This window comes from Leifsonia sp. Y878 (assembly GCF_057669685.1).
The window spans coordinates 433,808-458,797 of record NZ_JBYHFS010000001.1 but is presented as its reverse complement, the minus strand read 5'-3'; the positions used below and the strand labels follow the sequence as shown (position 1 = coordinate 458,797).

Annotated in this window: 23 protein-coding genes and 1 tRNA gene; 11 read left to right on the top strand and 13 right to left on the bottom strand. The window is 63.1% G+C overall.

The features are described from left to right. The gene (locus tag AC25Y4_RS02120; protein ID WP_488118716.1) at nucleotides 1-1,038 is read right to left on the bottom strand and encodes an NAD(P)-dependent alcohol dehydrogenase; all 1,038 of its coding nucleotides are present in this window, start codon (nucleotides 1,036-1,038) and stop codon (nucleotides 1-3) included. Between the two features lie 257 nt (nucleotides 1,039-1,295). Here AC25Y4_RS02120 and AC25Y4_RS02115 point away from each other — a divergent pair, with 257 nt between their 5' ends. After that, nucleotides 1,296-2,789, top strand: coding sequence for a DUF4389 domain-containing protein (locus tag AC25Y4_RS02115; protein WP_488118715.1), 1,494 nt, complete (start codon nucleotides 1,296-1,298; stop codon nucleotides 2,787-2,789). Between the two features lie 32 nt (nucleotides 2,790-2,821). Here AC25Y4_RS02115 and AC25Y4_RS02110 read toward each other — a convergent pair whose 3' ends face one another. After that, the gene (locus tag AC25Y4_RS02110; protein WP_488118714.1) at nucleotides 2,822-3,709 is read right to left on the bottom strand and encodes a helix-turn-helix domain-containing protein; all 888 of its coding nucleotides are present in this window, start codon (nucleotides 3,707-3,709) and stop codon (nucleotides 2,822-2,824) included. Nucleotides 3,710-3,909: 200 nt separating this feature from the next. Between AC25Y4_RS02110 and AC25Y4_RS02105 the strand changes: the two genes are divergently transcribed. Further along, on the top strand, nucleotides 3,910-4,731 hold the full coding sequence (locus AC25Y4_RS02105) for an alpha/beta fold hydrolase (protein ID WP_488118713.1): 822 nt from the start codon (nucleotides 3,910-3,912) through the stop codon (nucleotides 4,729-4,731). Between the two features lie 233 nt (nucleotides 4,732-4,964). After that, nucleotides 4,965-5,312 carry a UBP-type zinc finger domain-containing protein gene (locus AC25Y4_RS02100; protein ID WP_488118712.1) on the top strand — a complete coding sequence of 116 codons (348 nt, stop codon included), beginning with the start codon at nucleotides 4,965-4,967 and terminating at the stop codon, nucleotides 5,310-5,312. Nucleotides 5,313-5,401: 89 nt separating this feature from the next. On the opposite strand, the gene AC25Y4_RS02095 is transcribed toward AC25Y4_RS02100, so the two are convergent. Beyond that, entirely contained in the window at nucleotides 5,402-6,661 is a 1,260-nt protein-coding gene (locus tag AC25Y4_RS02095; RefSeq protein WP_488118711.1) for a DUF3500 domain-containing protein, read from the bottom strand. 220 nt (nucleotides 6,662-6,881) lie between these two features. Then, nucleotides 6,882-7,136: a hexameric tyrosine-coordinated heme protein gene (locus AC25Y4_RS02090; protein WP_488118710.1), complete on the bottom strand. Its 255-nt coding sequence runs from the start codon at nucleotides 7,134-7,136 to the stop codon at nucleotides 6,882-6,884. A gap of 195 nt (nucleotides 7,137-7,331) precedes the next feature. Between AC25Y4_RS02090 and AC25Y4_RS02085 the strand changes: the two genes are divergently transcribed. The 3 genes from AC25Y4_RS02085 (at nucleotide 7,332) to AC25Y4_RS02075 (ending at nucleotide 9,354) form a co-directional block, all read left to right on the top strand. After that, nucleotides 7,332-7,808 (top strand): SRPBCC family protein, encoded by a 477-nt coding sequence (locus tag AC25Y4_RS02085; protein WP_488118709.1) that lies wholly within the window; start codon nucleotides 7,332-7,334, stop codon nucleotides 7,806-7,808. 110 nt (nucleotides 7,809-7,918) lie between these two features. Beyond that, complete coding sequence (locus AC25Y4_RS02080) at nucleotides 7,919-8,173, top strand: methyltransferase family protein (RefSeq protein WP_488118708.1); 255 nt, start codon at nucleotides 7,919-7,921, stop codon at nucleotides 8,171-8,173. A 95-nt stretch (nucleotides 8,174-8,268) separates the two neighbouring features. Continuing rightward, the gene (locus AC25Y4_RS02075; protein ID WP_488118707.1) at nucleotides 8,269-9,354 is read left to right on the top strand and encodes an SDR family oxidoreductase; all 1,086 of its coding nucleotides are present in this window, start codon (nucleotides 8,269-8,271) and stop codon (nucleotides 9,352-9,354) included. 153 nt (nucleotides 9,355-9,507) lie between these two features. Here AC25Y4_RS02075 and AC25Y4_RS02070 read toward each other — a convergent pair whose 3' ends face one another. Beyond that, the gene (locus AC25Y4_RS02070; RefSeq protein WP_488118706.1) at nucleotides 9,508-10,185 is read right to left on the bottom strand and encodes an HAD family hydrolase; all 678 of its coding nucleotides are present in this window, start codon (nucleotides 10,183-10,185) and stop codon (nucleotides 9,508-9,510) included. 177 nt (nucleotides 10,186-10,362) lie between these two features. On the opposite strand from AC25Y4_RS02070, the gene AC25Y4_RS02065 reads away from it, so the two are divergent. After that, the gene (locus AC25Y4_RS02065; RefSeq protein ID WP_488118705.1) at nucleotides 10,363-11,343 is read left to right on the top strand and encodes a diacylglycerol/lipid kinase family protein; all 981 of its coding nucleotides are present in this window, start codon (nucleotides 10,363-10,365) and stop codon (nucleotides 11,341-11,343) included. A gap of 166 nt (nucleotides 11,344-11,509) precedes the next feature. Here AC25Y4_RS02065 and AC25Y4_RS02060 read toward each other — a convergent pair whose 3' ends face one another. Genes AC25Y4_RS02060 through AC25Y4_RS02045 form a run of 4 tightly spaced genes read right to left on the bottom strand, consistent with a single transcriptional unit; the run spans nucleotide 11,510 to nucleotide 15,881 of the window. Further along, a complete protein-coding gene (locus AC25Y4_RS02060; RefSeq protein ID WP_488118704.1) occupies nucleotides 11,510-12,388 on the bottom strand; it encodes a carbohydrate ABC transporter permease in 879 nt (292 codons plus the stop codon). Continuing rightward, a complete protein-coding gene (locus AC25Y4_RS02055) occupies nucleotides 12,385-13,359 on the bottom strand; it encodes a carbohydrate ABC transporter permease (RefSeq protein WP_488118703.1) in 975 nt (324 codons plus the stop codon). The genes AC25Y4_RS02060 and AC25Y4_RS02055 overlap by 4 nt, the downstream gene beginning before the upstream one ends. A gap of 12 nt (nucleotides 13,360-13,371) precedes the next feature. Further along, nucleotides 13,372-14,679, bottom strand: a complete 1,308-nt coding sequence (locus AC25Y4_RS02050; RefSeq protein WP_488118702.1) for an extracellular solute-binding protein — start codon at nucleotides 14,677-14,679, stop codon at nucleotides 13,372-13,374. Between the two features lie 47 nt (nucleotides 14,680-14,726). Next, nucleotides 14,727-15,881 carry an ROK family protein gene (locus tag AC25Y4_RS02045; RefSeq protein ID WP_488118701.1) on the bottom strand — a complete coding sequence of 385 codons (1,155 nt, stop codon included), beginning with the start codon at nucleotides 15,879-15,881 and terminating at the stop codon, nucleotides 14,727-14,729. Nucleotides 15,882-16,086: 205 nt separating this feature from the next. On the opposite strand from AC25Y4_RS02045, the gene AC25Y4_RS02040 reads away from it, so the two are divergent. Beyond that, a complete protein-coding gene (locus tag AC25Y4_RS02040) occupies nucleotides 16,087-17,715 on the top strand; it encodes a beta-N-acetylhexosaminidase (protein WP_488118700.1) in 1,629 nt (542 codons plus the stop codon). Nucleotides 17,716-17,851: 136 nt separating this feature from the next. Next, on the top strand, nucleotides 17,852-18,337 hold the full coding sequence (locus tag AC25Y4_RS02035) for an aromatic ring-opening dioxygenase LigA (RefSeq protein ID WP_488118699.1): 486 nt from the start codon (nucleotides 17,852-17,854) through the stop codon (nucleotides 18,335-18,337). A gap of 27 nt (nucleotides 18,338-18,364) precedes the next feature. On the opposite strand, the gene AC25Y4_RS02030 is transcribed toward AC25Y4_RS02035, so the two are convergent. Then, a complete protein-coding gene (locus AC25Y4_RS02030; RefSeq protein ID WP_488118698.1) occupies nucleotides 18,365-19,273 on the bottom strand; it encodes a TetR/AcrR family transcriptional regulator C-terminal domain-containing protein in 909 nt (302 codons plus the stop codon). A gap of 75 nt (nucleotides 19,274-19,348) precedes the next feature. On the opposite strand from AC25Y4_RS02030, the gene AC25Y4_RS02025 reads away from it, so the two are divergent. Next, entirely contained in the window at nucleotides 19,349-20,560 is a 1,212-nt protein-coding gene (locus AC25Y4_RS02025) for an FAD-dependent monooxygenase (protein ID WP_488118697.1), read from the top strand. Between the two features lie 219 nt (nucleotides 20,561-20,779). On the opposite strand, the gene AC25Y4_RS02020 is transcribed toward AC25Y4_RS02025, so the two are convergent. The 3 genes from AC25Y4_RS02020 to gltX all read right to left on the bottom strand — a co-directional run bounded on the left by AC25Y4_RS02020 (nucleotide 20,780) and on the right by gltX (nucleotide 23,493). Continuing rightward, nucleotides 20,780-20,851: transfer RNA gene (locus AC25Y4_RS02020), tRNA-Gln, on the bottom strand. Between the two features lie 174 nt (nucleotides 20,852-21,025). Next, the gene (locus tag AC25Y4_RS02015) at nucleotides 21,026-21,976 is read right to left on the bottom strand and encodes an NAD(P)/FAD-dependent oxidoreductase (protein WP_488118696.1); all 951 of its coding nucleotides are present in this window, start codon (nucleotides 21,974-21,976) and stop codon (nucleotides 21,026-21,028) included. Continuing rightward, nucleotides 21,973-23,493, bottom strand: a complete 1,521-nt coding sequence (gene gltX, locus AC25Y4_RS02010) for a glutamate--tRNA ligase (protein ID WP_488118695.1) — start codon at nucleotides 23,491-23,493, stop codon at nucleotides 21,973-21,975. The genes AC25Y4_RS02015 and gltX overlap by 4 nt, the downstream gene beginning before the upstream one ends. 101 nt (nucleotides 23,494-23,594) lie before the next feature. Here gltX and AC25Y4_RS02005 point away from each other — a divergent pair, with 101 nt between their 5' ends. Continuing rightward, on the top strand, nucleotides 23,595-24,983 hold the full coding sequence (locus tag AC25Y4_RS02005) for an MFS transporter (RefSeq protein ID WP_488118694.1): 1,389 nt from the start codon (nucleotides 23,595-23,597) through the stop codon (nucleotides 24,981-24,983). Nucleotides 24,984-24,990 lie beyond the last annotated feature (7 nt).

Here is a 24,990-nt window from a genome sequence, read left to right as displayed (position 1 = left end):
TTACGGCTCGACGTCCGGCGGCGAGTCCATCGGGGCCCTGACGCGCAGCACGACGTTGCCCTTCTTGCGTCCGGTGTCGACGTAGCGGTGCGCTTCGACGATCTCCGCGAGGTCGTACGTGCGGTCGATGACTGCCTGATACCTGCTGGAATCTGCAAGGCTGACGAGGAAGGCCAGGTCCTCGGCTCGATGCTTGCCGACGTTGGCCGTGACCAGCTTCTTGCTCTTCCTGCTCTGCCTCGAGGCCCGCATCATCCCCTTGAGATCACTGATAACCAGCAGGAGTGCCCCGCCGGGCTTGATGATTGCCTCGACCCGCTCGAATGGAGCGTTGCCGACACAGTCGACGATGACGTCGTAGGTGCGACCCTCAGCAGCGAAGTCCTCCGCGGTGTAGTCGATCATCCGGTCGGCGCCGAGGGCGGCGACCAACTCCCGGTTGGGTGAGCTGGTCACTGCGGTGACGTCGGCGCCCAGGTGCTTTGCGAGCTGCACCATCGCGCATCCCACGGCACCGGATGCACCGTTGACGAGCATGCTGTCCCCCGGCTTGATCGCGACCTGATTCAGGAAACCTCGCGCCGTGCTGCCACCGAATACGAGAGTCACCGCCTCTTCCAAGGTCATCGTGCGGGGCGCAGCGGTGATGGCGCCATCCTGCGGGGTGCAGACATACTCCGCGTGGCCGCCGAAGTCGCCACCGCGTAGTGCGATTACCTCGTCGCCGGGGGCGAATGCGGTCACGTTTGCACCCACCGCGTCAACGACGCCAGCGGCATCCATGCCGAGAATATGGTGCCGGGGTCGAAAGAAGCCGAGCCCGAGTGCGGCGAGCATCCCCAACCCACGGGGGACGTTGCGGCTGCGAGCCCGATGGTCTGCGACGCTCACCGTGCTGGCGTAAACCTTGATGAGCACTTCGTCGGCTTTCGGAATGGGTCTGGTCATCTGTTCGACGTGGACGACGTCTGGAGAGCCGAATCTGCGGTAGACGGCCGCCTTCATGGTGGGACGGATAGCGGTGCGGTGTGCTGTCATGGTCGGATCGCATCGATCGCGCTTCGGATAGTGATCACAATGATGGCCCTCCTTCTCGTTGTCTGGCCGGACGTGGTCCACACCTGCCGGCCCGTCAAAGCTCAGTGTGCCCCCGTGCCGCCGTTTCGCGGCCTCGTATCCCGTGTAGCGGGACTTCGCCCACCCCCTTGCGCACAGGCGCCACCACGAGGAGGGTGGCGTGAAGCGAGCCACCCAGCCGACAAGGGACCGGACACGCAACGGAGGATGGTGCGACTGTGACCACAACCGGATATGACGGAAGCCCTCCGCCGCCCGTCGGCCAGCCAGTGCGGCTGAAGCCGGGAGGCATCGTCCTGCTGATTATCGGCACGATATTAGGGCTGATCGGAACAGGACTCTTCGCGGCGGGCGTCGTGTTCACGGCAGCCAGCGCTTTGCAGCGGGACGACGGCTTCTTCAGGTCACCATCGGCAAACTTCTCCGTGGGATCGTATGCGCTCACGTCGCCGAATCTCGACGTTGCCGGAAACCTGAAGTCTGGCTCCGGAGCGCCGTTCGACATTGCCACGCTGCGCCTCGAGGCAACATCAACCGAGCCAAACCAGGAAATCTTCATCGGTATCGCACCAAAGTCGGATGTCGATGCCTATCTCTCTGGAGTGCAGCACAGCGAAATCAGCGGCGTGCGTGTCTCGCCATTCGTCGTGCAATACCGTGAGGTGCCCGGCTCCCAAACACCGGGAGAACCTGCCGCCGAAACATTTTGGACCGAGTCGGCCTCCGGCGCTGGAACTCAACATGTGGACTGGACCCTGCGCTCTGGCAGCTGGTCTGTCGTGGTGATGAACGCCGATGCGAGCCCTGGAGTGAACGTCGACCTCGCTGCCGGCGTGCACAGCGGCCTCATCCTGCCCTTCGCCATCGGGCTGCTGATCGGTGGCGCCGTGCTCTTCCTCATTGGTGTGGCCCTCACCGTCATCGGCGCTGCAATGCTGGGCCGCCAGCTGGAACCAGTGTCGCCTCCCGCGGGCCTTCGTCCCGGGCTGCAGGCATACCCAGCGCACCTCACCGGCCACCTCGACTCCCCGCTTTCGCGTGGGCTGTGGATCGTGAAGTGGCTCCTGGGTATCCCGCACTTCATCCTGCTGGCATTCCTCTGGTTTGCCTTCGTCGTCGTCACGATCATCGCCGGCTTCGCCATCCTGTTCACCGGCCGGTACCCGCGGTCGTTGTTCTGGTTCAATGTCGGCGTCCTGCGCTGGAACTGGCGTGTCGGTTTCTACGCGTACTCCGCGCTCGGCACCGACAGGTACCCGCCGTTCACGCTCGCCAGAACGGATTATCCTGCCGACTTCGACGTCGACTACCCCGAGCGGCTCTCCCACGGCCTCGTGCTGGTGAAGTGGTGGCTGTTGGCCATTCCGCACCTGCTGGTCATCAGTATCCTCGGCGGCGGCATCGGATGGTGGTGGGGCTTCAGCTACGGATGGGGATCAGGCATCTCGTTGCTCGTCCTCCTGGTGATCATCGCCGCCGTCATCCTGCTATTCAGCGGCCGCTACCAGCGCCCGCTGTTCGACTTCATCATGGGCATCAACCGCTGGGTATACCGGGTGATCAGCTACACCGCGCTGATGCGCGACGAGTACCCGCCGTTCCGCCTCGACCAGGGGCCCGTCGACCCGATTGCACCAGTTCCGTCTGCTGCGCCGGTTTCATCTACTTCGCCGGTTGCGCCGAACCCGACCGAACGCCATCACGACGAGTAACGGCCGCGTTGACGCCGGTCCCGGCCCGTCCGTCAGCCTGCGATGGATTGACGATATCGGTCCCGCCAGTCGCGAGGGGCGAGTCCATAGCGAGAGTGAAAGGCTCGGCTGAACGTCGAAGCGGATGAGAATCCAGATCTGGTCGCGATGGTGCCGAGGGCAAGCTCGCTCGTGCGGTCGCGCTCCATCAGAGACCTGGCTCTCGATAGTCTGCTCTCGAGGATGGCACGAGTGAGCGTGGTCTCTTCGAGTTCGAATGCCTTCTGAAGCGTTCTGCCCGATACCTGCAACGCGGCTGCGACGGATGCCGCGGTGAGGGCTGGGCTTCTGGAATACAGCTCGACGTGCTGTCGCGCTTCGGTCACCAGGTTGCTGCGAATGGTGTCTGGGGCAGAGTGACGCCCGAGGAAATCGTCGACGAACGCCGTCGTGAGTTCGAGAATCGAATGAGCGAGCGCTGCTCCAGAAGCTGGGCCGAGGTCGGTGTCCATTCTCATGGCCTGCGACGCAAGCGAACCGATCATGAGAGGCAGCCCCTCGGTGAGAGGGAAAACTGTGCGGGCAATGGAGTCAATGTCTGACGAACTGAGACCGATCGCCTGGCGATCCATCCGTATCGACAGTGCACGGAAGTCCGGCGTCATCTGGAAGCCGCTCAGCCTCGGCATATGGTTCATATTCATGTTGCCGGCGTGGTTTTCGATGTCGTTGTATGCACGTTTGCATACGATCGCGCCATCGGTGATGAATGCCCACACGAGCGCATCGCCCGGGTCGGTGTAGCCAGCAAAAGGATCATTGCCTGCGGTGGGAGCTTTGGTGTGAATCAGGTGCACTGGGCCGAGTGCCTTGCTTTTCACCACCGTTGCGACAGCAGACGAGAACCCGGTCTGTTCGCGTGTTGCTTGAGGGAGATACATCGGGACCAACTTTTACATAGGCGTCGACGTGTGTCCACCGAAAACGCCCGTACTTGACCACAGCCGAATTAGTTCTTCACAATTTGCGAATCCCCTCTGCAGCACGCGACGAGTGGCGACACCATGTAATCAGCGACTGCAGACGAGCGTCGAGCCAGTGCGCGCTGAACCAGTCACTCCACCAACATCAAGGAGAAACCATGCCGTACTTCACCACTTCGGACGGAACCGAGCTCTACTACACCGATCAGGGCGAAGGGCAGCCCGTCGTACTCAGCCACGGATGGCCGCTGTCGTCGGATGCCTGGCAGGTTGAGGTAAAGCTCCTCGCCGACAATGGCTACCGTGCAATCGCCCACGACCGCCGCGGCCACGGTCGTTCGGCAAAGACCTACAACGGCAACGACATGGACACATACGCCCGTGACCTCGCCGAGCTGGTCGAGCACCTCGACCTCACGAAGCTCGTTGTCATCGGCCACTCCACCGGTGGTGGTGAAGTCGTGCGCTACGCGGCTCAGCACGGTGTCGGACGCGTCGCAAAGGTGATCACTGCCGGCGCTGTTCCGCCCCAGATGGTGAAGACCGACAGCAACCCCGACGGGCTGCCCATTGAGGTGTTTGACGGCATCCGTGCTGGCGTACTGGCTGACTCCTCGCAGTTCTACATCGACCTGACAGAGGCGTTCTTCGGAGCAAACCGTGAAGGCAGCACGGTCTCAGAGGGTGCGAAGCGCGAATTCTGGCGCCAGGGAATGCTCGTCAACCTCGCCGCGGCCTACGACTGCATCAAGGCGTTCTCCGAGACCGACTTCACCGAGGACCTCAAAGCCCTCGACGTGCCGATCTTCATTGCCCACGGAGATGACGACCAGATCGTGCCCATCGCCGACGCGGCGATCAAGTCAAGCGAGCTCGTCAAGGACGGCACCCTGAAGGTCTACCCCGGCGCCCCGCACGGTATCTACGGTTCCTACCAGGCTGAGCTCGACCAGGACATCCTCGACTTCATCGCGAAGTAGCACGCTTCGAATACCTGAGACCAACAGGTATTCCAGGCTCCCCGCCCGGGCCGTCGTTCGACCATGACGGTCCGGGCGCATTTGCTATCCTCCATGTGAGGGCGAGCGGATGCCCGGCAGTGAGCCCGGCAGCGATCCAGTCATGAGCGCGACCGAACATAGGGCGCCGGTGCGACACGCTCGGCCACACGGCGCACGAACCGAGCACGAGACACACGTAGCGGAGGGCGAAGATGACGATGGCGGATGTGAACCCGATGATCCCGCCGAGCGGTGACGGCTGCCTGGAATGCCTGGACTCCGGCGGCTGGTGGTTCCATCTGCGGCGCTGCGCGGCATGCGGCCATATTGGCTGCTGTGACAGCTCCCCCGAGCAGCACGCGCGTGACCACGCGACCGGCACAGGCCACCAGGTTGTCCGCACGTTTGAGCCTGGCGAGAGCTGGTTCTGGGACTATTCAATCGAGGCATACATCGACGGCCCGGAGCTCGCCGCGCCAGCACATCGGCCGATCGAACAGCCAACGCCCGGCCCCCTCGGCGCGGTTCCGGCCGATTGGAAGACGCTACTCCACCGCTGAGCGGATGCACTGAGTACGGATGATCTCGTATCCCCCTCCGCATCGATTGATGCCTTCTCTGCGTGCGTGAACAGCGAGGTCAGAACCACCTACCGACTCTCGCTCGACAGGTTTGAAGGCGCGCCGCCTCCCCCCGGAGGGGTCCCGCCGCCCATCCCGGAGGCCCCCTGCTGAGTGACGCTGTTGGCGTAGTCATTGGTCGGGTCGCGGTAGATGGTGTGCACATGACCCCAACCGGACGTGGTAACCCCGCTGATGTCCGCGCCGGCCGACCCCTGCTGAGCCTGGAAGGCGATGTACACGTTCGGGCCGGAGATCGAGAACGAGATGCCGTCACCGGTGCTCATGTCGTACGTCGTCTCGCCGGACCAGGCGATGACGGTGTCATCGAGGGTCGCCTCGATCTTGGCGAGAGCCGCGGCGGTGGTCTCCTCATCGGCCATTCCGACCCAGTTGGCGATCACGTCCAGGAGGAACTGCTTCTGCTCGTTCGTGAGGTCGGCACCGGTGAGCCCGGCGCCGGTGGAGAAGTCGCAGGTGTCGCCCGGTGCGCACATGCTCACGTCGCCCGAGGTCAGGGTCGCCTGCTGCTCGGCCGTGAGGCCGTCGAAGAACGCGAACGCGTCGGTGTAGATCCCGTCGAACGGCTGGACCTCGGTGCCATCGCCATCCGTGTAGACGGCAGGTTGTACGCCCAGATGTGTCGGTGCAAAGGTGATGGCGTCGGCAGAGCCGTTGAGCGTGGCATTGATGCCGAGATGGTGGCCGCCGAACTGCACCTCGAACGCGCTCGTGTCGGACGGGTCGCCGAAGAACGCGATGTAGTACTGGCCGAGCGAGCTCTCGGTACTCGAGCTGTTCTCGGCCAGATACTCGTCTCCGCCCATGATGCCGGTGACCGTGGCATACGCCTCGTCGCTGAGCAGCGACTCGAGCACCGCGAGTGCCCCGGTCTGCTGCTCGGCGGTGAGGTCGGTGAGGTTTAGTCCCGCGCGCTCGACGAAGGTAACCGGGAAGTTCGACCAGGATGTGGTCTTGGTCTCGTCGTCGTAGTCGTACAGCACGGCCTCGCGCTGCTCGCTCGTGAGGGTGGATAGAAATGCGTCAGCCGCCTCAGCCGTGGCGGAAATCGTTTCGGCTGTCGTGGTCGCGTCCGTGGTCGACACGGTGGAATCGGTATGCGTGCTGGAGCTGGCGTTGCTCGAGGAGCTGGTTGTGGAATCGGTCATGGTGGTGGCGCAACCTGCCAGGGCGATGCCGCCCGCCAACAGCATGGCGGTCATCCAGGTCGTTTTCTCCCGCAATGGCCGCTTCGCAGCAGTGGATTTGGTCGCGTAGATCTTCATCATGACGACCACGATAAGCAGCTTCGCTATGCGTTCCCTATGCCATTCCTATGAGAACCGAAGGCAACGAGCCTGCTCCCACCCGCAGGAACCCGTCTGTCGCGTCGGGGATGTGGCCGGCGAGAGTACCGGTGAAGTCAAGGTGTTCTGACAACAGCGCCCTGAGTCCGGTACCGTCGTCGACCATAACGGCCCTGGCATGCGTGTCGTGGGGCTGTGGCGGTCAAGCCCGCCAGTAATTGTTCGCGGCCGCAATGGTCTGGAACTCTATCGCGATGACTTGGCTGACAGCGATGAGGCTGTCTGGGTCTGTGGAGTAGTTCGGGCGGCCGCCTGTGAGCACGTCGAGATCAGGTTGGATGTTGTGGATGCTGTGTCTGGCCATTGTGATGGCTAGCGCGCGGCCTTCCTCAGCCGTCGAGGTAATCAGGGTGCCACCTGGCACGAGTACGAGTTCGGAATCTGGGACTCTGTTCATCGCTTGCTCCTTTTATGTCGGGATGAGCCGAATGCATCTCGGGGTTACCCGAGTGACTGGTAGCGGATCGACAAATCAGCGCCCGTCTCCGCGCGCAGTGAGCTGCCGTCAATCAGCCACTGTGCACCCACCACGGAGCTTTCGCGAGGGCAAGGTCCTTTGTGCGGCTGCGCGGCGGGGTGTACAACGGGTGACATGGTCCGGATCACGAACACAATCGACATAGACGCGTCGACCCAGCAGGTCTATTCGGCCCTTCGCGCGCTCGACGCCTACCCGACCTGGCTCGGCCATTCAACGGTGTACCGCGGCACGAGAATGCGCACACCGCAGGCCGGAGCGCGGCTCACCTACGAAGATGCCACCATGGTCGGCCGAATGCCCGGCGAACTTGTCGAAGATGTGCCAGATCACGCGCTGCAGTTCCACCAGGGGAAACCGTCCGGCGGCCTGGATGCGCTCATCCGATATGACCTGGATGCCGACGGAACAGGCACGCACGTTACCAGGGTCGGTGAGATGACGACCCATGGGATGCTCCGGATCGTTCAGCCGATCCTTCTGCGGATGGCTTCCGCAGAGAGCGAGCGGACAATGAAGTCACTGAAGCACCATGTTGAACGAAAGACGGGATTCCCCGCCGCCAGTCAGCGGTCGGAGGAATCGGACTAACCGCACGCACATGGCCCAGGCAGCCACGCCTTCGCACTGTTTGCGCTGAACCGCGGAACACCCGCTCCGGTCGCTCCGACTGAGGTGCTCGTCGTGACGGGTACCGTTTCGTGCGCAATCCCATGTACCTCGCGGTGATCGCGATCATCCTCGGCCAGGCGGTGCTGTTCGGCAACTGGTGGTGGCTCGTGCTGTACGCCGCTATCGCCCTCGTCGCTGTCGTCGCGTTCGTGAAGGGCTACGAGGAGCCGACACTCACCTTGGCTTACGGCGAGCAGTATCTCGACTACCGGCGCAACGTCCCCGGGGGTGGCCAGGGCTCACGCCGTGGCGTGCGTGACCGCCGCCACATGTCGACGTCTTGACTCCCAGCGGGCAATATATCGAGCCACGTATTCTGTCGGTGGAGGAATCCGGCAAAAAGTTCAGCGACAGTAGTAGATATATCAAGGAGTATCGGATGACTTCCACCAAACAGGTTCCTCCGGGAAGAGCCCTCGTAGTGGGCGCGACGGGGATCGCAGGCCAGACCGTGGCGAGGCAGCTGACGGAACAAGGCTGGACAGTGTTTGGCCTCTCTAGAAGAGGCCGCGTCGAGCAAGCCGACATCATCTCGGTCACCGCAGATCTTCTCGACCCGGCATCGCTCTCTGAGGCGCTCACGGGCACCCGCCCAGACCTCGTCGTGATCACGGCGTGGATGAAGCGCGACAGCGAGGCCGAGAACATCCGGGTCAACAGTGCGACTGTCCGCAATGTGCTCGCTGCGCTGGAGCCGGAGAAGTCGGTGCGCCACGTCGCACTTCTCACCGGTCTGAAGCATTATCTGGGGCCGTTCGACAACTACGCGACGGGCGTCATGGCCGATACCCCGTTCCACGAGAACGAGCCGCGCCTGAGCGCACCAAACTTTTACTACGCGCAGGAGGACGAGGTCTTCGAATCTGCCGCTCGAAACGGATTCACCTGGAGCGTTCACCGTGCTCACACCGTGTTCGGCTTCGCAACAGGGAACGCGATGAACATGGTGCTCACCCTCTCGGTCTACGCCACCATCTGTAAGGAGCTTGGCCTGACCTTCACCTTCCCAGGCTCGTCCACTCAGTGGAACGGCATCACGGATGTGACCGATGCCGAACTGCTCGGTGAGCAAATTGTGTGGGCCGGCACCCATCCCGAAGGTCGGAACGAGGCGTTCAATATCGCAAACGGCGACGTCTTCCGGTGGCGGTGGCTCTGGCCACAGATCGCCGAAATCTTCGATGTGCCGTGGGCTGGATTTGAGGGAGAGCCTCGCCCGTTGGCCGTTCAGATGGCCGGCATGGAAGAAACCTGGCGCACGATTGCCGAGCGAGAGGGTCTTGTTGAGGCTGACGTTGATCTCCTGGCTTCCTGGTGGCACACCGACAGTGACCTTGGTCGCAACATCGAGTGCTTTACCGACATGAACAAGAGCCGCAAAGCCGGCTTTCTGGGCTTTCGGGCGACGCCAGAGAGTTTTATCGACAAGGTCGAGCGTTACCGCGCAGCCAACGTCATCCCCTAAATCGGGACACAGCGAAATTCCAGCAGGGCTGGCTCCCTGGCAGGACATTTCTACAACGTGTTCAGAGCAACTATTAGCGCGATCTTACGGCGGGGAGTCATTCATTCGCTTCCTGACAGACCTCACTCGTCGGGACGCCGTTGGCGGCGGGACTCAGAGTTGTGCAACGAGGCTTTCGCCCAGGTGATCTAGGAGGTCTGCAGCGTCGTCGTAGACCTCGCTCGCGCCCGCCGCGAGAAGTTCTTGTGCACCGAATCCGCCGCTGAGAAGACCGATGCAAGAAACGCCCGCCCGCAGTGCTGCTTTCACGTCCCAGGTTGAGTCGCCGACCATTACCGCTTGGCCAGAGCTGACCTCTGCCTTTTCCAAGGCGGATTTGATCACGTCCGGGTCGGGTTTGGCGGTGGTCACGTCACTGGACGATGTCACCGCGGAAATGTGCTGGTCGGCATCAAGTACGGATAAGAGGACTTTCAACTCATCTTCTGGCGCTGAGGTAGCCAGCACGACTGCATGGCCACGATCAGCCAACGCGGCCAAGAGTTCCCGCGCGCGGGGAATCGGTCGGAGCCGCCCCGCCGATGCGAGGTAGAACTCTGAGTGTCGCTCTTTCGCTTGATCGCCGATTGTGTCGGCATCCTCACCCAGAAGACTCTCGAGGAGTTTTCCGGAATCCATGCCGATGCTTCGGTGGATCCGCCAGAGCTCGACGGGGTGCCCGACAGAAACGAACGCCCGATCCCAGGCATCGATATGGAGGTAGTTCGATTCGACGAGGGTGCCGTCGATGTCGAGAAGGACTGCAGTGAGAGGTGTTTCCGAAGGCTCCATGGGGCCATCCAACCGCGTTCTCGCTGGAAGCGACAGGGGCAGCGATGAATCGGCCTGTTGACATTCTTTTGCCCTCACCTTCGTCGATCGAAGGCGAACGGTCACGAGGGCGGCCATGGCCAATCCGAAGCAGTGACGAATACTGGCCTGTCCTCTGGCGTGATCTACACTTGCGCAATGGATGCTGCCATCTCTCGCACAGCCGCTGTCATTTACAACCCCGTCAAGGTTGATCTCGACACGCTCCGGGAGGCCGTGAATGCAGAAGCGGCCGCCGCCGGATGGGCTGAGAGCGTTTGGTTCGAGACGTCCATCGACGACGTCGGCCAGGGCGTGACAGCTAAGGCGCTCGAGCTCGGCGTGGATCTGGTTGTCGTCGCCGGCGGTGACGGTACCGTCCGCGCGGTCGTTGAAGCCGTCCGCGGGCACGACGTACCCGTCGCGCTTCTGCCATCGGGCACGGGAAACCTCCTCGCCCGCAATCTCAAGATGACCCTCAACGACATGCCCGAAAGCGTCCGCGCCGCATTCAGCGGCGAGGACCGCCGCATTGACGTGGGAATGATTCGTGTTGAACGTGAAGACAAAAGACGCGATGAGCACGCGTTCGTCGTGATGGCCGGCTTGGGTCTCGACGCGAAAATGATCGCCAATACCGACGAAGATCTCAAAGCGAAAGTGGGATGGGCCGCATACGTGAAAGCGATCGTCAAGTCCCTGCGGGACCCGGACGAACTCCACATGCGTTTTCGGCTCGACGGTGGCACGGAAAAGCGCGCAACGGTACACACCCTGATCCTTGGCAACTGCGGCTCGCTGCCCGCCAACATCTTGCTCATGCCAGAAGCCGCGCTGGATGACGGACTATTCGATGTGATGATGACCAGGCCAGGCGGCCCATTGGGCTGGATTCGGGTGTGGGTAAAAGTGGCCTGGACCAACGGCGTTGTTCGACGGACAAAAGCAGGCCGTGCTCTCGCCGGAGACCAGAAAAATGACGGCGACCTGCGCTACGAAACAGGCTCAGAATTCACGGCACGCTTTTCCCGACCGGAAGAAATCGAACTCGACGGCGACGGATTCGGTAAAGCCGTCGCGTTCACAGCGTGGATCGAGCCCGGCAAACTTCTCGTGCGCGTTCCTGCTGCTACTGAGTGATCATGAACGGTGAACAGCGGTCCGCTTGAGCCTGCGAGTTCATCCGCGGGCACCGCAATGGACGCCGCAGTGCACTGAACCGAGAGTGGGTGGATGAACTTGTTCTCATCCTGACGCCGTAGAGGCAGTCGGCTGCACCCCGCCGGACACGCTGCCGAGGTCGAGGTCAGCCTTTCACTGCGCCAGCGGCAACCCCGGAAACGAGGTGGCGCTGCACGAGGAGGAAGAAGACGACGACGGGCGCCGAGAACAGTACAGAGGCCGCCATCTGGCTCCCGAAGTCAGTTCCGGTCGGCGTCGAAAACGACGCCAGCCACACCGGCAGGGTGTACATCGACTGATCCTTCATGAAAGTGAAGGCGAAGATGTAGTCGTTCCACGCCGTGATGAACGCGAAGACGCTCGTCGAGATCAGCCCCGGTAACACGAGCGGGAACAGTACGCTCCAGAGGATTCGCCAGGTTCCCGCGCCATCGATTGCGGCAGCCTCCTCGATCTCGACCGGAACGGTGATGAAAAACCCGCGCAGCACCCAGATCGAGAACGGCAACACGAGTGCCACGTAGGCGAGCATCAGCCCCATATAGGTGCCGATCAGACTGATGTCGTTGAAGATGAGGAACATCGGGATGATGAGTGCCGGCCCCGGCAGCATCTGCACCACCAGGATGGTGACCATGATCGGGCGGCGGCCGCGGAACCGGAAACGGGTCAGCGCCGCTGCTGCGAAAAAGGCCAGTAGGAGCGAGAGCAGCACCGCGCCTAAGACCACGATGAGGCTGTTGAGCAGGTTATTGAGGAAGGAGCCTGACCCAATCGCGATAGCGAAGTTATTCAGGGTCGGCTCAAACGGCCAAAACTGCGGTGTCACCGACATCACTCCGCTGCGCGGCTTGAATGCTGTGTTGATCATCCAGTAGACGGGGAAGACCCACACAACGATCATGGCGAGGGCGATGATATTGGGGAGCCGACGGGTGCGGCCCCTGGCGCGCATGCCAGTGCGCGGCTTCAGCGCGCCGCTCGGTGTGGTCTTTGAGTTCACAGGTCTTCCCCGGATCGAATGAGGTTACGGACGTAGAAGCCGCTGATCAGCAGGAGCAGCAGGGTCGTGATGATCGCAATCGCGGCACCGTTGGCGATGTCGAAACTCACGAACGCCTGCTTGTAGGTGTAGATCCCGAGCGTGGTGGTCGCATTGTTCGGTCCACCCTGTGAGATGAGCCAGATCTGGTTGAACACGTTGAAATCCCAGATTGCCGAGAGCACTGTCATGAGCAAAATCGTCGGCCGGAGGAAGGGGAGCACGATCTGCCAGTAGACGCGCCACTCGCTCGCACCGTCGAGGCGTGCCGCCTCGAGGTACTCGGCGCTCACCTGCGATTGCGCGGCGTAGACGGTCAACGCAATAAGAGGTACGGCCTGCCAGACGATGAGGAGCCAGATCGAGACGAAGGCGAGGTTGGTGTCTTGAGCCCAGTTCACGTGCGTCATGTCACCGAAGATCAGCAGCTTCGTCAGAATCCAGTTCACGACGCCGTACCCAGGCTGAAACAGCCACAGCCACACCTGGCTCGACGCGACGGTCGGCATCGCCCATGCCAGCACGAGCGCGACTGTCAGCGCCATGCGCATCCGCTTGCCCAGCTGGATCATCAGCCGCGCCGAGAAGACGCCGACCGTGACACTGCCGATCACCATCGCCGCGGTGAACAGGACAGTACGCACGAGCGCCGCCCAGAACTCGGAATCGGCCATGATCGCGCTGTACTGGTCGAGTCCAACGAAGTTGAATTCCCCGGTGAACAGGGTGCGCTGGTTGAAGTTCGTGAACGAGGTGAACGCGAGGAACCCGATCGGCACGATGACGAGAGCGATCAGGACGAGGGCGGCAGGCCCAAGGAGCAGGAGCGGCGTTCTGGCCGCTCGGCCGCGCGAGCCGCGCCGCGGCGCCCGAGGGGTTCCCTCGGGCGCCGGGCCCACGATGGCCGGCTCAACCATCGTCATTTCAATCATGGTGATCGAAACCTAATTCTTGTTCAGTGCGGTTGTCAGGTGCTCGTCGAACGCCTTCGCCGCGTCTTTGACGCTGGACGACCCCGTCGCAACAGACTGGAAGAACTGCTGCATTGAGCTGTCGCCCTCGATCGTCGCCCATCCGCCAGAAGCAGGAGTGGAGTCGGAGCGTAGCGCGGCAGTGAAGAAGGCCTTGGCATCCTCAGAGAGTCCGCTTGCTTCCGCCTTCTTGATGCCCTCCTCGCTGTTCGGGATCCAGCCGTCTGTGCCGAAGATGAACTTGTCCTGGATCTCGGGGCTGGCCGCGATCTTCGCCCACTCGATCGCGAGGTCTGGGTTGGAGCTGTGCGCGGCGACACCCCAGTCGCTACCGAGGATCACAGCGGGCTGGTTTTTGCCGGAGACGCCGGGGAACGGGAAGGTCCCAATGTCATCGGATGTGAGCGCGGGGTTCAGGGTCAACGCCTGTTTCACGAACGACTGGCTACCGAGCTGGGCTGATGCCTGTCCGTCGGCGAAAACCTGGTTCTGGCTCGGCGTCTTCGTGAACAGCGTCTGCGAGGCCACGCTTGAGTAGGTGTTCTGGAACTTCTTGAATTCCTCAAGACCCTTCACGCTGTCTGCAGTTCCGAACGCGCCGGACCACTTCGAGTCCTTCTGCGTGGCGATCTGTCCGTTCGCATCCCATACGAACGGCACGCCGGCGTACCAGTTCTGGCCCGGCAGGTAGAACGTAGAGAAGTCAGGTGACGGGTTCGCGGCCTTGACCTTGTCGAGGGCTGCCGTGAGCTCCGGGTACGTGGTCGGCACAGTCGTGACTCCGGCCGCGGCCCAGATCTTCTTGTTGTAGATAACGGCCCGAGCGGAACCGAAGCTCGGCACTGCGTACAGGTGACCGTCGACCTCGGCCGGCTCGACGAGGCCGGCAAGCCAGGTCTGTCCCTGTTCAAGGTCTTTACGCTGGTCCGTCAGGTCGAGCAATCCGCCGCTCGCCGCGAAGAGTGGCACGTCGGTGTTGCCGAGGTCGACGACGTCGGGAGAGTTTGAGCTCGCCAGCGAGGTCGTCATCTTGGTGTTGATGCTGTCCCACTGCTGCAGCTCGACCTTGACCGAGGCTCCGGTCTTCTTGGTGAAGGCGTCGTTGATCGCCTTAACGGTGGCGTCGGTAAGGTCGTCCTGCATCACCCAGACGGTGATTGTCTTGCCCGTGCCATCCGTTGCAGCCGCCGCGGGCTTCGCAGGCGCTCCCCCTGAACAGGCGCTCAGGGCGAGAACAGCGCCGAGACCAAGAGCTATGGCGCCGAGTGAAGTGCGATTCATGATTCTCCTTTGTAGGTGAGTTGCAGGGTGTGGCGGGGTGCAAGAAGTCAGGCGACTCCGAGTTCAGTGGAGAGCACGAGGGCGGCGGCGCCGAGGAGCACTAGGTCCTCCCCGCCCGGGGCCGACTCGACGGTGAGACCATCGCTCACGCTCCAGAAAACGCGAGACGTGATGGTCTCGCGCACGATGGTCAGGAATTCCTCCGTTACGAGGTCGACGGGACCGCCGATGACGATGTCATTTACCCCGTTGGCCGCAATCATCGGCGCAAGAGACTTGCCGAGGGTCCGGGCAGCGGTAGCGAGGATGGCATCGTGTCCGACATCGGTCTCTCGCAGCCGTTTGCGCAGGCTCGGCGCCGAGACGGCGAGGTCGAGGCATCCGCGCAGCCCGCACGGGCACGCATCGCCGTCGTCATCGACCACAATGTGCCCGATCTCGCCGGCTGAGGACTGCGCGCCCTCCACGAGAGACCCTCCGATGATGAGGCCGGCGCCCACGCCATGTTCGATCGAGACGAACATGAGCGAGGACTGCGAGAGGCCGCGGTACGTGTAAAGGCCGAGGGCGGCCGCGTTGGCATCATTGGACACTCTGACCGGTCCATCGAAAGTGCGGCTAATGCGAGCGGCCATGTCGACGTCCTGCCAGCCGAGGGTGGACGCGAGACGTACGACCTTCTTGCTCGCGACAACACCCGGTGTGCCGATGCCCACGCCGAGGATTGGCGCGGCCGACAGCTCGGTGAGGCGCCCCACGAGGCCCGCAACAAGATCGAGTGCCTCGTCCCCCGCCTTGCCGGCGACGAATGCCTCCGCCCGGTGTAGGACTTCCCCGCGCAGATTCGTCACGACACCGACGAAACGCTGCTCGTCCGACAGGTCGATTGCGACGATGTGGAAGGCGTCATTACGCACCGCAAGAAGCGTCGCCGGCTTTCCGACGCCCGTGCGGCGCTGCACGCCGATCTCCTCGACGACGTCCTCCTCGATCAGTTCCCCGACCAGATCAGAGACCAAGACCCGCGATAGCCCGGAGCCTCGCGCCAGGTCGGCGCGGCTCTGCTGCCCCTCCTTGAAGAGCTTCTGGAGCAGGAGCGTTTTGTTCAGCTTGCGACTGTCCTCTGGCGACACCATCTTCGTCACGCGCAACGGCCGCAGGGCCGTGTTGTGTCGCCCCACTGTGGTGGTCTCTTTCGCCATCCGCGTGCCCTTTCGTTGCGTTCCCTCGGAACGTTTCACTAATAAAGCAGGCATTCATACTTATGTCAACCGCCTTTTTGCTGCTGTCATAGACCTGTAACACAAGGGAAATACGTGCATTGGCTTCGGGCACCGCTCTTGCCGAAAGCGTCAGGATGCTATTAGGGTCCATTACATACAAATCGGATTGCCTCGAGAGGAACTAATGTTCGGTCTGATACCCCAACCGGATACTGTCGAGACGGGATCCGGCGCCTTTACTCTCGGACCCCGGACGCGGATCCTCGCGGCAGCGTCGGCCTCCGACGCCGGAGAATGGCTGCGCGCCGCACTCCGGCCCGCGACCGGCTTGCGGCTTACACTCTCGGACGATGGCGTCGCATCCGCCGATACGATCGATCTCCGAATTGACTCGGCTCTTGGGGCGGAGGCCTTCGAGCTCCGATCGACCCCGGACGCGGTGGTGATCGTCGGTGGTGACCCGGCCGGCGTGTTCTACGGCTGCCAGGTGTTGCTCCAACTGCTGCCGCCCTCGATCTACCGTGCGGCGTCGACGTCCACCGAGAACTGGTCGGTTCCCTGTGTGGTCATCCGGGATCGGCCCCGGTTCGCCTGGCGTGGGGTCATGCTCGACGTCGTGCGACACTTCATCCCGAAACATGAGCTCCTTCGCTACATCGACATCTTCGCGCTGCACCGACTGAACACCCTGCACCTGCACCTGACCGACGATCAGGGATGGCGCATCGAGATCGAGCGCTACCCGAGGCTCACAGAAGTCGGAGCCTGGCGTACTGAGAGCCCCCGCGGTGCGTCACCAGATGCGCCAGGAGACGGACGCCCGCACGGCGGCTTTTACACACAGGATGACCTGCGCGAGATCGTCGCCTATGCCGCTGAGCGGTTCATCAACGTCGTGCCGGAGATTGAAACGCCCGGGCACGTGTGCGCCGCCCTCGCCGCCTACCCCGAACTCGGGGTCACGGGAGAGCCGGTCACTGTCTCGACCCGGTGGGGGGTGAGCGACGACATCCTCAACATTGAGGAATCGACCGTCGAGTTCTTTCAGAACGTGCTAGACGAGGTCATGGACATATTCCCCTCGGCCTACATCGGCGTCGGTGGCGACGAGTGCCCCAAGACGCAGTGGCTCTCCGACCCTCGCACACAGGAGCGGATGCGTGAACTCGGTCTCGCTAGTGAGGCTGAGCTCCAGAGTTGGTTCATGGCGCGACTTGAGGTTGGCATCCGTGCTCGCGGACGCCGATTGTTCGGCTGGGACGAGATCCTCGAGGGGTCACCGTCACAGTCGGCGACCGTCGCCTCCTGGCGGGGCGTCAACGGTGCGATCAGTGCCGCCAAACGCGGGCTTGATGTCGTGTCCTGCCCGGACAACCTCGTCTACCTCGACTATCGGCAGTCGGACGGCGACGACGAACCCGTGCCGTTCGCGATCCCCGTGACGGTGCGCGACACCTACCACTTCAGCCCAGTGCCATCGGGGCTGACACCTGAGGAAGCTGCCCATGTGATCGGGGGCCAGGCCAATGTGTGGACCGAGAACATGGACTCGTCCAGGGCGATGGACTACATGATGTTCCCGCGGCTCTGCGCGATCGCCGATGCGCTCTGGCGCACTGGACCGGCCAACTTCGACGCTTTCGCCGACGATCTGTCCCCGCACCTCCAGCGGCTGCGCGCGATGGGCATCGAGTATCGGGAAGCCGACGGACCACGGCCGTGGCAGCGACGGCCGGATGCCATCGGGTTGCCGTCGAACCTCGCGGATCATGCTGCGCTCATCGCCCGGCTGACCGAATCGATCTCGTCCTGACGCGGTAGAGGCCGGCGGCCGCACCCCGCCGGGCACGGTGCCGAGGTCGTTTCCGTTTAACCGGGTAGTCGGCCCCCGCCGTCCGCTATGCTGCGAGCCTGTAGCTACCTTCCGCATCACAACGAAAGGCCACATCGTGTCAATAGCAACCGTTCCGGCCACGGCCCTGAGCGCCACCAAGATCAAGGTAATCAAGCTCATCGGCTGGGCCGGCATCCTCGGTGCAATCGTCATGATCATCGGTGGCGGCGTGGTGTGGGGCATCGTGAGCTCACAGCTCGCTGCCGAGAACATCACCGTGTCAGAGGACGCTGAGTTCCTCGCCGGCGCTCCGGTTGTCGGTCCGTTCTCTGCTTACGCGCAGGCGACCATCATCAACCATCACGCGCTCGAAATGGCCGGCAACAAAACCTATGCCGAGCTCGAGCAGGATGACCCGCTGCGCGCGACCGTCATGAACGCGTCGTTCTTGCGCACCTCGCTCTTCACCTCAGTGGTGTCATTCGGTGTCTCGGCCTTCGCCATCGGTATGGGCGTGCTTTCCGGCCTGTTCGGCTGGGCCATCCTGACCCTCGCTACGGCCAGGCCCGACAAGGCTGTCGCAGTGGGCGTCGTCGCCTAGCCACTCACCCGGCTGACCGAATCGATCTCATTCCGACGCGGTAGGGGCCGGCGGCTCGGCCGACAGCGCCAGCCATCCTTCGATGCCGTCGAGCAGCCGCTGAAGCCCGAACTCGAACAGGGCATCCAGGTCGAGATCGAAATCATCCGTTCTTACGAGGGACGCAAGCAGCGGTAGCTCCAGCGGCGACACCATCGCAGCGATGTCGGCAGATCGGGTCGTCATGTACTCGTCGGCCGTCAGACCCGTGTCTTGCTGCTGCTCAACCTCGGAGGCGACGTCGATCGCCATCCCCTTAACATGGCTGAAGATGATGACACTGATGTACATCATCGACTCCATACTCAACCCGAGCGGAGCGAGCGCCCGCAGGCACCACTCCGTGTACCGAAATCCATTCGGTACGAGCTGTGGCCTCGCAATGGACATCACGCCGGCCAGCCACGGATGCCGCCTGAAGCCCGCCCACTGCAGCCGCGCCGAGACCTCCAAATCGGCTCGCCAATCAGCTTCGGAGGGCGGCGGGAAGGAATCCTCCCCCAGCACCGCATCGATCATGAGTAGGACTAGCGCATCCTTGCTGTCGACGTACCGGTACAGCGACATGGTCGATGCACCGAGATCGGCGGCGATCCGCCGCATCGAGATCGCCGCGATTCCCTCCGCGTCGGCCATCGCGATGGCCCTCGCCACGACCCTCGCGGTCGACAGCTGCGTCGGTGGCTGGGCGGCCGTTGACGCGACAACACTGCCGATGCCCGGGGTCGACACGACGAGGCCCTGCTGCTGCAGCTGCGCGAGCACCTTGGTGGCTGTGGCGATCGCAACGTTCCACTCCTTGGTGATTCCGCGCGCTGAGGGCACGCGGTCGCCCGGTCTCAGGATTCCGGATGCGATCCGCTCGGAGATTTCCGCCGCGATGCTCTGGGAAGTCACACGCACTGTACTAGTACACCGTCCTTAATCTAGAACACTTGTACACCGTACATTACCTGTATTACCGTGCAATACATGAACGAATACAGCGTACTCATATCCGGTGCAGGCATCGCAGGCCCTGCCCTCGCCCACTGGCTACACCGACAGGGCATTCGGTCCACGATCGTCGAGCATGCACCCAATCTGCGCCTGGGCGGGCAGGCCGTCGACCTGCGCGGTCTCGGCGAGGTGGTCGCCGAGAGGATGGGCATCATGCCCCGCGTGCGGGAGCGCATCGTGCATGAGAAGGGTCTGCGTTATGTCGACAGCGAAGGCCGAGAGCTCGCCACGATGCCCGCCGACCTCTTCACCGGCGACGGCAGTCCGGTGACCGAGATCGAGATCATGAAAGGCGACCTCACGGAGATCCTCCACGACCACATCAAAGACCACACCGAGATCATCTTCGGCGACCGCATCACGACGGTCGAGGCCGGCCCAGACGGCGTCGCCGTCACCTTCCGCAGCGGGCTCGTGCGGTCCTTCGACGTTGTCGTAGGAGCCGACGGCATCCACTCGGGTGTGCGCTCGCTCGCCTTCGGACCCGAGTCCCAGTTCGTCGTCCACCTCGGCGCCTACCTCGGCTACTGCAGCGTCCCTGATGCCGGGCCGCTCGACTCCTGGTTCGATATGTATAGCGAGCCAGGGCGGATGCTCGCCCTCCGTCCGGAGCGAGGCGGCTCAGCCAGGGCAATGCTCGCCTTCTCCGACACCGGACTGGACGTCGATCGGCGCGACGTCGCCAGCCAAAAGCGCCTCCTCCACGAGGTTTTCGCTGGCATGGGATGGCGATCAGAGGAACTGCTCGCGGCGGCCGATGCTGACGATGACTTCCACCTCGACACGGTCAGCCAGGTGCACATGGATTCCTGGGCGTGCGGCCGGATCGTCCTGCTCGGCGATGCGGGCTACTGCGGCTCACCGCTCACCGGCATGGGCACGAGCCTGGCGCTGGTCGGCGCGTATGTGCTGGCCGGCGAACTGGGCCGCGCGCGCGGCGATCACACCGCAGCTTTCGCGCGCTACGAGGAGATCATGCGACCGTACGTCGTGGCATCCCACAAGTTGGCCCCCGGCGGGGTTGACGGCTTTCTGCCGCGCGGACGCTTCATGCTCCGGATGCGGGTGCTGTCGACGCGGCTGATGCACCACTGGCCGATGCGCCAACTCGTTGCTCGAATGCTTGACAGGTCTGACGCGATCGCCCTCCCCGAATACAACTGGACGGCGCGAATGCCCACCTGACCAGGAGCCGTCAGATCGAGGAGGTGCGCCTCTGCGATCGCGACGGCGCCTGCTCTGAGCTCGAGCACGGAATACAGCCAGCCAAGACATCCGATCCACCGCTCGAGGTAGGCGTCGTCGATTCAACGACCAGTTGGAGACTGCTCCCGCCGCCGAACCAGATTTCGCCTAGAAACACAAAAACCCCTGAATTTCCGGAGAAACTCAAGGGTTGTAATGCTGGGGTACCTGGACTCGAACCAAGAACAACTGAACCAGAATCAGCCGTGTTGCCAATTACACCATACCCCACTGGCCTACCCCGAAGAGCGGGCCGGTTAGTAACTCTAACCTACCTGTGCGGCCGAGACAAATTGAGTCATATTTATCATTTGCGCTCCGCGTTGACTGCCGAACAGGACCTGAAATGGATGCCTTCATTCCTATTTCGACATGTGACTGCGCCGCGCAGGCGCACGTCGATAACTAGAGCGCGCCGATCAGATCGCGGTTGATCGCAGACGCCGCATGCGCTCCGAAACCGGCCGCAACCATCAGCTGTTCCGGCCCTGGCGGGGTGAGGTCACCGGCCGCGTACAGCCCAGTGACGGCCGTCCTGCCGTCGGCGTCCACGACGACCAATCCGTCAGCGTCGCGTTCAAGACCCGGCGCTGCTATGAAGTCGACCTGCGGGTGCCAGAACGGGCGCACGAATCCCCCGTCGCGTGTGACCAGCTCGCCGTCTTCCAGCTCGATGCCGGTCATGGCGCCGCGCTCCCCCACGACGTCGCGAATGGGTCGACGTTCTACACGGATGCCTCGCGCAGCCAGGCCGCGCTCCTCGGCATCCGTCACGGTTCCGACACCGTTCGTGAAAACGATGAGGTCGTCGGTCCACTGCGAGATGAGCAGCGCGCGCTCGGCGAGATCGTCGGTTTCACCGATGAGCGCAAGCGCCTGCCCGGTCTTCTCGTAGCCATCGCACTCGATGCAGCTGTGCAGGTTGGTGCCGTACCAGGCACGAATGCTCGGCAGGGCAGGCAGCGTCTCAGACAGACCTGTTGCGACGAGAACGACTCTGGCCGTGACATCCAGGTTCTGTGCGCCGCGCAGCCCCTTCGTCACGACGGTGAAGCGGGGCGACGGGTTGTCGAGACTCACGTCACTCGTACCCTCGATCGGTGTGACTGAACGCACCATCCCGGTGTGGAACGATGCCTCCGCGTAGCCCTCGAACTCTTCCCGGCCAATACGACGCAGCTCAAGCGGCGGCACACCGTCGCGCGACACGAAGCCGTGCGAGGCCAGCGTCGCCGCATTGCGCGGACGATTGCTGTCGACCAGCAACGTCCGTCGGCGGGCGCGAACAAGACTCAGCCCGGCTGCGAGCCCCGCAGGGCCCGCACCGATGATGACAACGTCGTACTGCTCGGTCATGCCGGCAGCGTTGCCCCGAGCTTCGCCAAACGAGCGAGCGACTCAGGCTTTCCGAGGATCTCCATGGATTCGAACAGCGGCGGCGACACCCGACGGCCAGAGATCGCAACGCGCAACGGACCGAATGCAACGCGCGGCTTCAGCTCAAGGCGCTCAATCAGCGTTTCAGTCAGCGTCGTGTGCACACGCTCGTGGGTCCATTCCGATTCCGGAATGTTCTCGAGCGCTGCGGTAGACGCGGCCAGGATGTCTGCAGCATTCGCCGGGAGCGACTTGAGGGCATCCGCTTCGTGAACCAGCGCATCGCTCGTCGTGAAGAGGAAGCCGAGCATGGCCGGCGCCTCGCCGAGCAACGCGATGCGCTCCTGCACGAGCGGGGCTGCCGCCGTCAGGATGGCGCGCTGCTCGTCAGAAAGCGGCTCGCTCAGGATGCCGGCAGCCGCGAGATACGGAATGGTGCGCTCCGCGAAGTCGGCCGTGTCAAGCAAGCGGATGTGGTCGCCGTTGATCGACTCGGCCTTCTTCAGGTCGAAGCGTGCCGGGTTCGGGTTCACGTTGACGACGTCGAACGCGGCGATCATCTCGTCGATGGAGAACACGTCGCGGTCGTGCGTGAGTGACCAACCGAGCAGCGCCAGGTAGTTGACGAGGCCCTCAGGGATGAAGCCACGATCGCGGTGGTGGAACAGGTTCGACTCAGGGTCGCGCTTGGAGAGCTTCTTGTTGCCATCACCCATGACGTAGGGCAGGTGGCCGAAGCGCGGCACGAACGTCGTCAGCCCAATGTCGATGAGCGCGTGGTACAGCGCAATCTGACGCGGGGTCGACGACAGCAGGTCTTCGCCGCGCAGCACGTGGGTGATGCCCATCAGCGCGTCATCGACGGGGTTCACGAACGGGTACAGCGGATGTCCGTTGGGGCGCACAACGACGAAGTCGCTGAACGAGCCGGCCGGGAAGGTGATCTCGCCACGAACCAGGTCGTCGAATGAGAGGTCTTCGTCTGGCACGCGCAGGCGCAGTGCCGGCGAGCGGCCCTCTGCACGGTATGCAGCCTTCTGCTCCTCGGTGAGGTCGCGCTCGAAGTTGTCGTAGCCCATCTTCGGGTCGCGGCCGAGGGAGACGTTGCGCGCCTCGATCTCTTCGCCGGTGGCGAAGCTCTCGTAGATGTGGCCGGACTCCACGAGCTTCGCGATGACATCGCGGTAGATGTCGTAGCGCTCAGACTGGCGGTACGGCCCGTGGGGTCCGCCGGCGTCAACGCCTTCGTCCCAATCGAGCTTCAGCCAGCGCAGCGCTTCGAGGATCTGGCCGAAGCTTTCCTCGCTGTCGCGCGCGGCATCCGTGTCTTCGATCCGGAAGATCATCTTGCCGCCGGTGTGCCTGGCGTACGCCCAGTTGAACAGGGCGGTACGGATCAGGCCGACGTGCGGCGTTCCGGTCGGCGACGGGCAGAACCGCACTCGCACGTCAGTGCCGGTTGCGGTGGAGAAGGGGTGTGCAGTGTTCTCAGACATCAGGATCAATTCTAGTTGAGTGCCGACGGTGAGCGGGCTGAACCGCCAGCATCGGCCCCACCGACCATTCCGGATGCCGCATTCAGGAATACCCTTGAACCATGACCAGGCAAAGCCGGGTTCTCCTCATCGCCATCATCGTGACGTTCGTCGCCTTCCTCGATAGCGCCGTCATCAATGTCGCACTCCCCGCCATTTCGCGTGATCTCGGCGGCGGGCTGATCGTGCAACAGTGGGTCGTCGACGGCTATCTCATCACCCTCGGCACATTCATCCTGATCGCCGGGTCACTGTCCGATTCATATGGGCGGCTACGCGTGATGCGTATCGGCCTCATCGGGTTCGGCATCACGTCACTGCTGTGCGCGCTGGCCCCGACTGACCTGTTCCTCGTGATCTCGCGCATCCTGCAGGGCGGAACAGCTGCCCTCCTCGTGCCGAGCTCGCTGGCCATCATCATTGCGACGTTCACGTCGGATGACCAGGGAAAGGCCATCGGCACGTGGACGGCGTGGACGACATCCGCTTTCATCATTGGGCCACTATTGGGCGGGTTTCTCGTCGACCTGTGGTCGTGGCGACTCATCTTCGCGGTCAACGTCATTCCGATCGCGGTGGCGCTGTTTTTGATGAGAAGGCTTGGGCGGGACCAGCTCGGAGCAACTCATGCTCGCGTCGATTACGTGGGTGCGACGCTCGGGGTGCTGGGCCTTGGCGGTCCGGTCTTCGCCCTGATCGAGCAAGAACGATTCGGCTGGTCAAGCCCGGTGGTCTACCTGCCGCTGATTCTCGGTGTGGTCTGCTTTGGCCTGTTCATCTGGTGGGAGCATCGTGCGCCAGAGCCCATGATGCCGCTCGGATTGTTCCGGATTCGCAATTTCGGGATGGGCAACCTCGCCACATTCTTTATTTACGCGGCGTTCACGTTCGGCCCGTTCGCGCTGACCGTGTTCGTGCAGCAGGTGGGCGGCTACACCGCGCTGATCGCTGGGGCCGTCTCGTTGCCGTCGTTCATCCTGCTCATCGCATTCGCGTCGTACTTCGGCGGGTTGTCGGGGAAGTACGGTCCGCGGCCGTTCATGACAGTGGGCCCGATCGTCTGCGCGATTGGATTCCTGCTGACGCTCAGCGTGACCGGCGAGGTGATCTTCTGGACGCAGATTCTCCCAGGCGTGATCGTGCTCGGCCTCGGGATGGCGATCACCGTTGCCCCGCTCACCTCTGCGATCCTTGGCGCGGTCGACCCGGCCAGGGCGGGTATCGGGTCGGCCATCAACAACGCCGTCGCCCGGATCGCCGGACTCATCGCCGTCGCCTGCACCGGCATCATCGTGGGTTCAGCCCTCGACCTGCCCGGCTACCACCGGGCGGCGTGGGCGTGCGCCGCATTCCTCGTGATCGGCGGCCTCGTCTCGTTCGTCGGCATCCGCAATCCAGCGCGCACCGACGCGACCGACGCGGGCTCCCCCGCACCTACCGCCGCCGACTAGCAGCGCA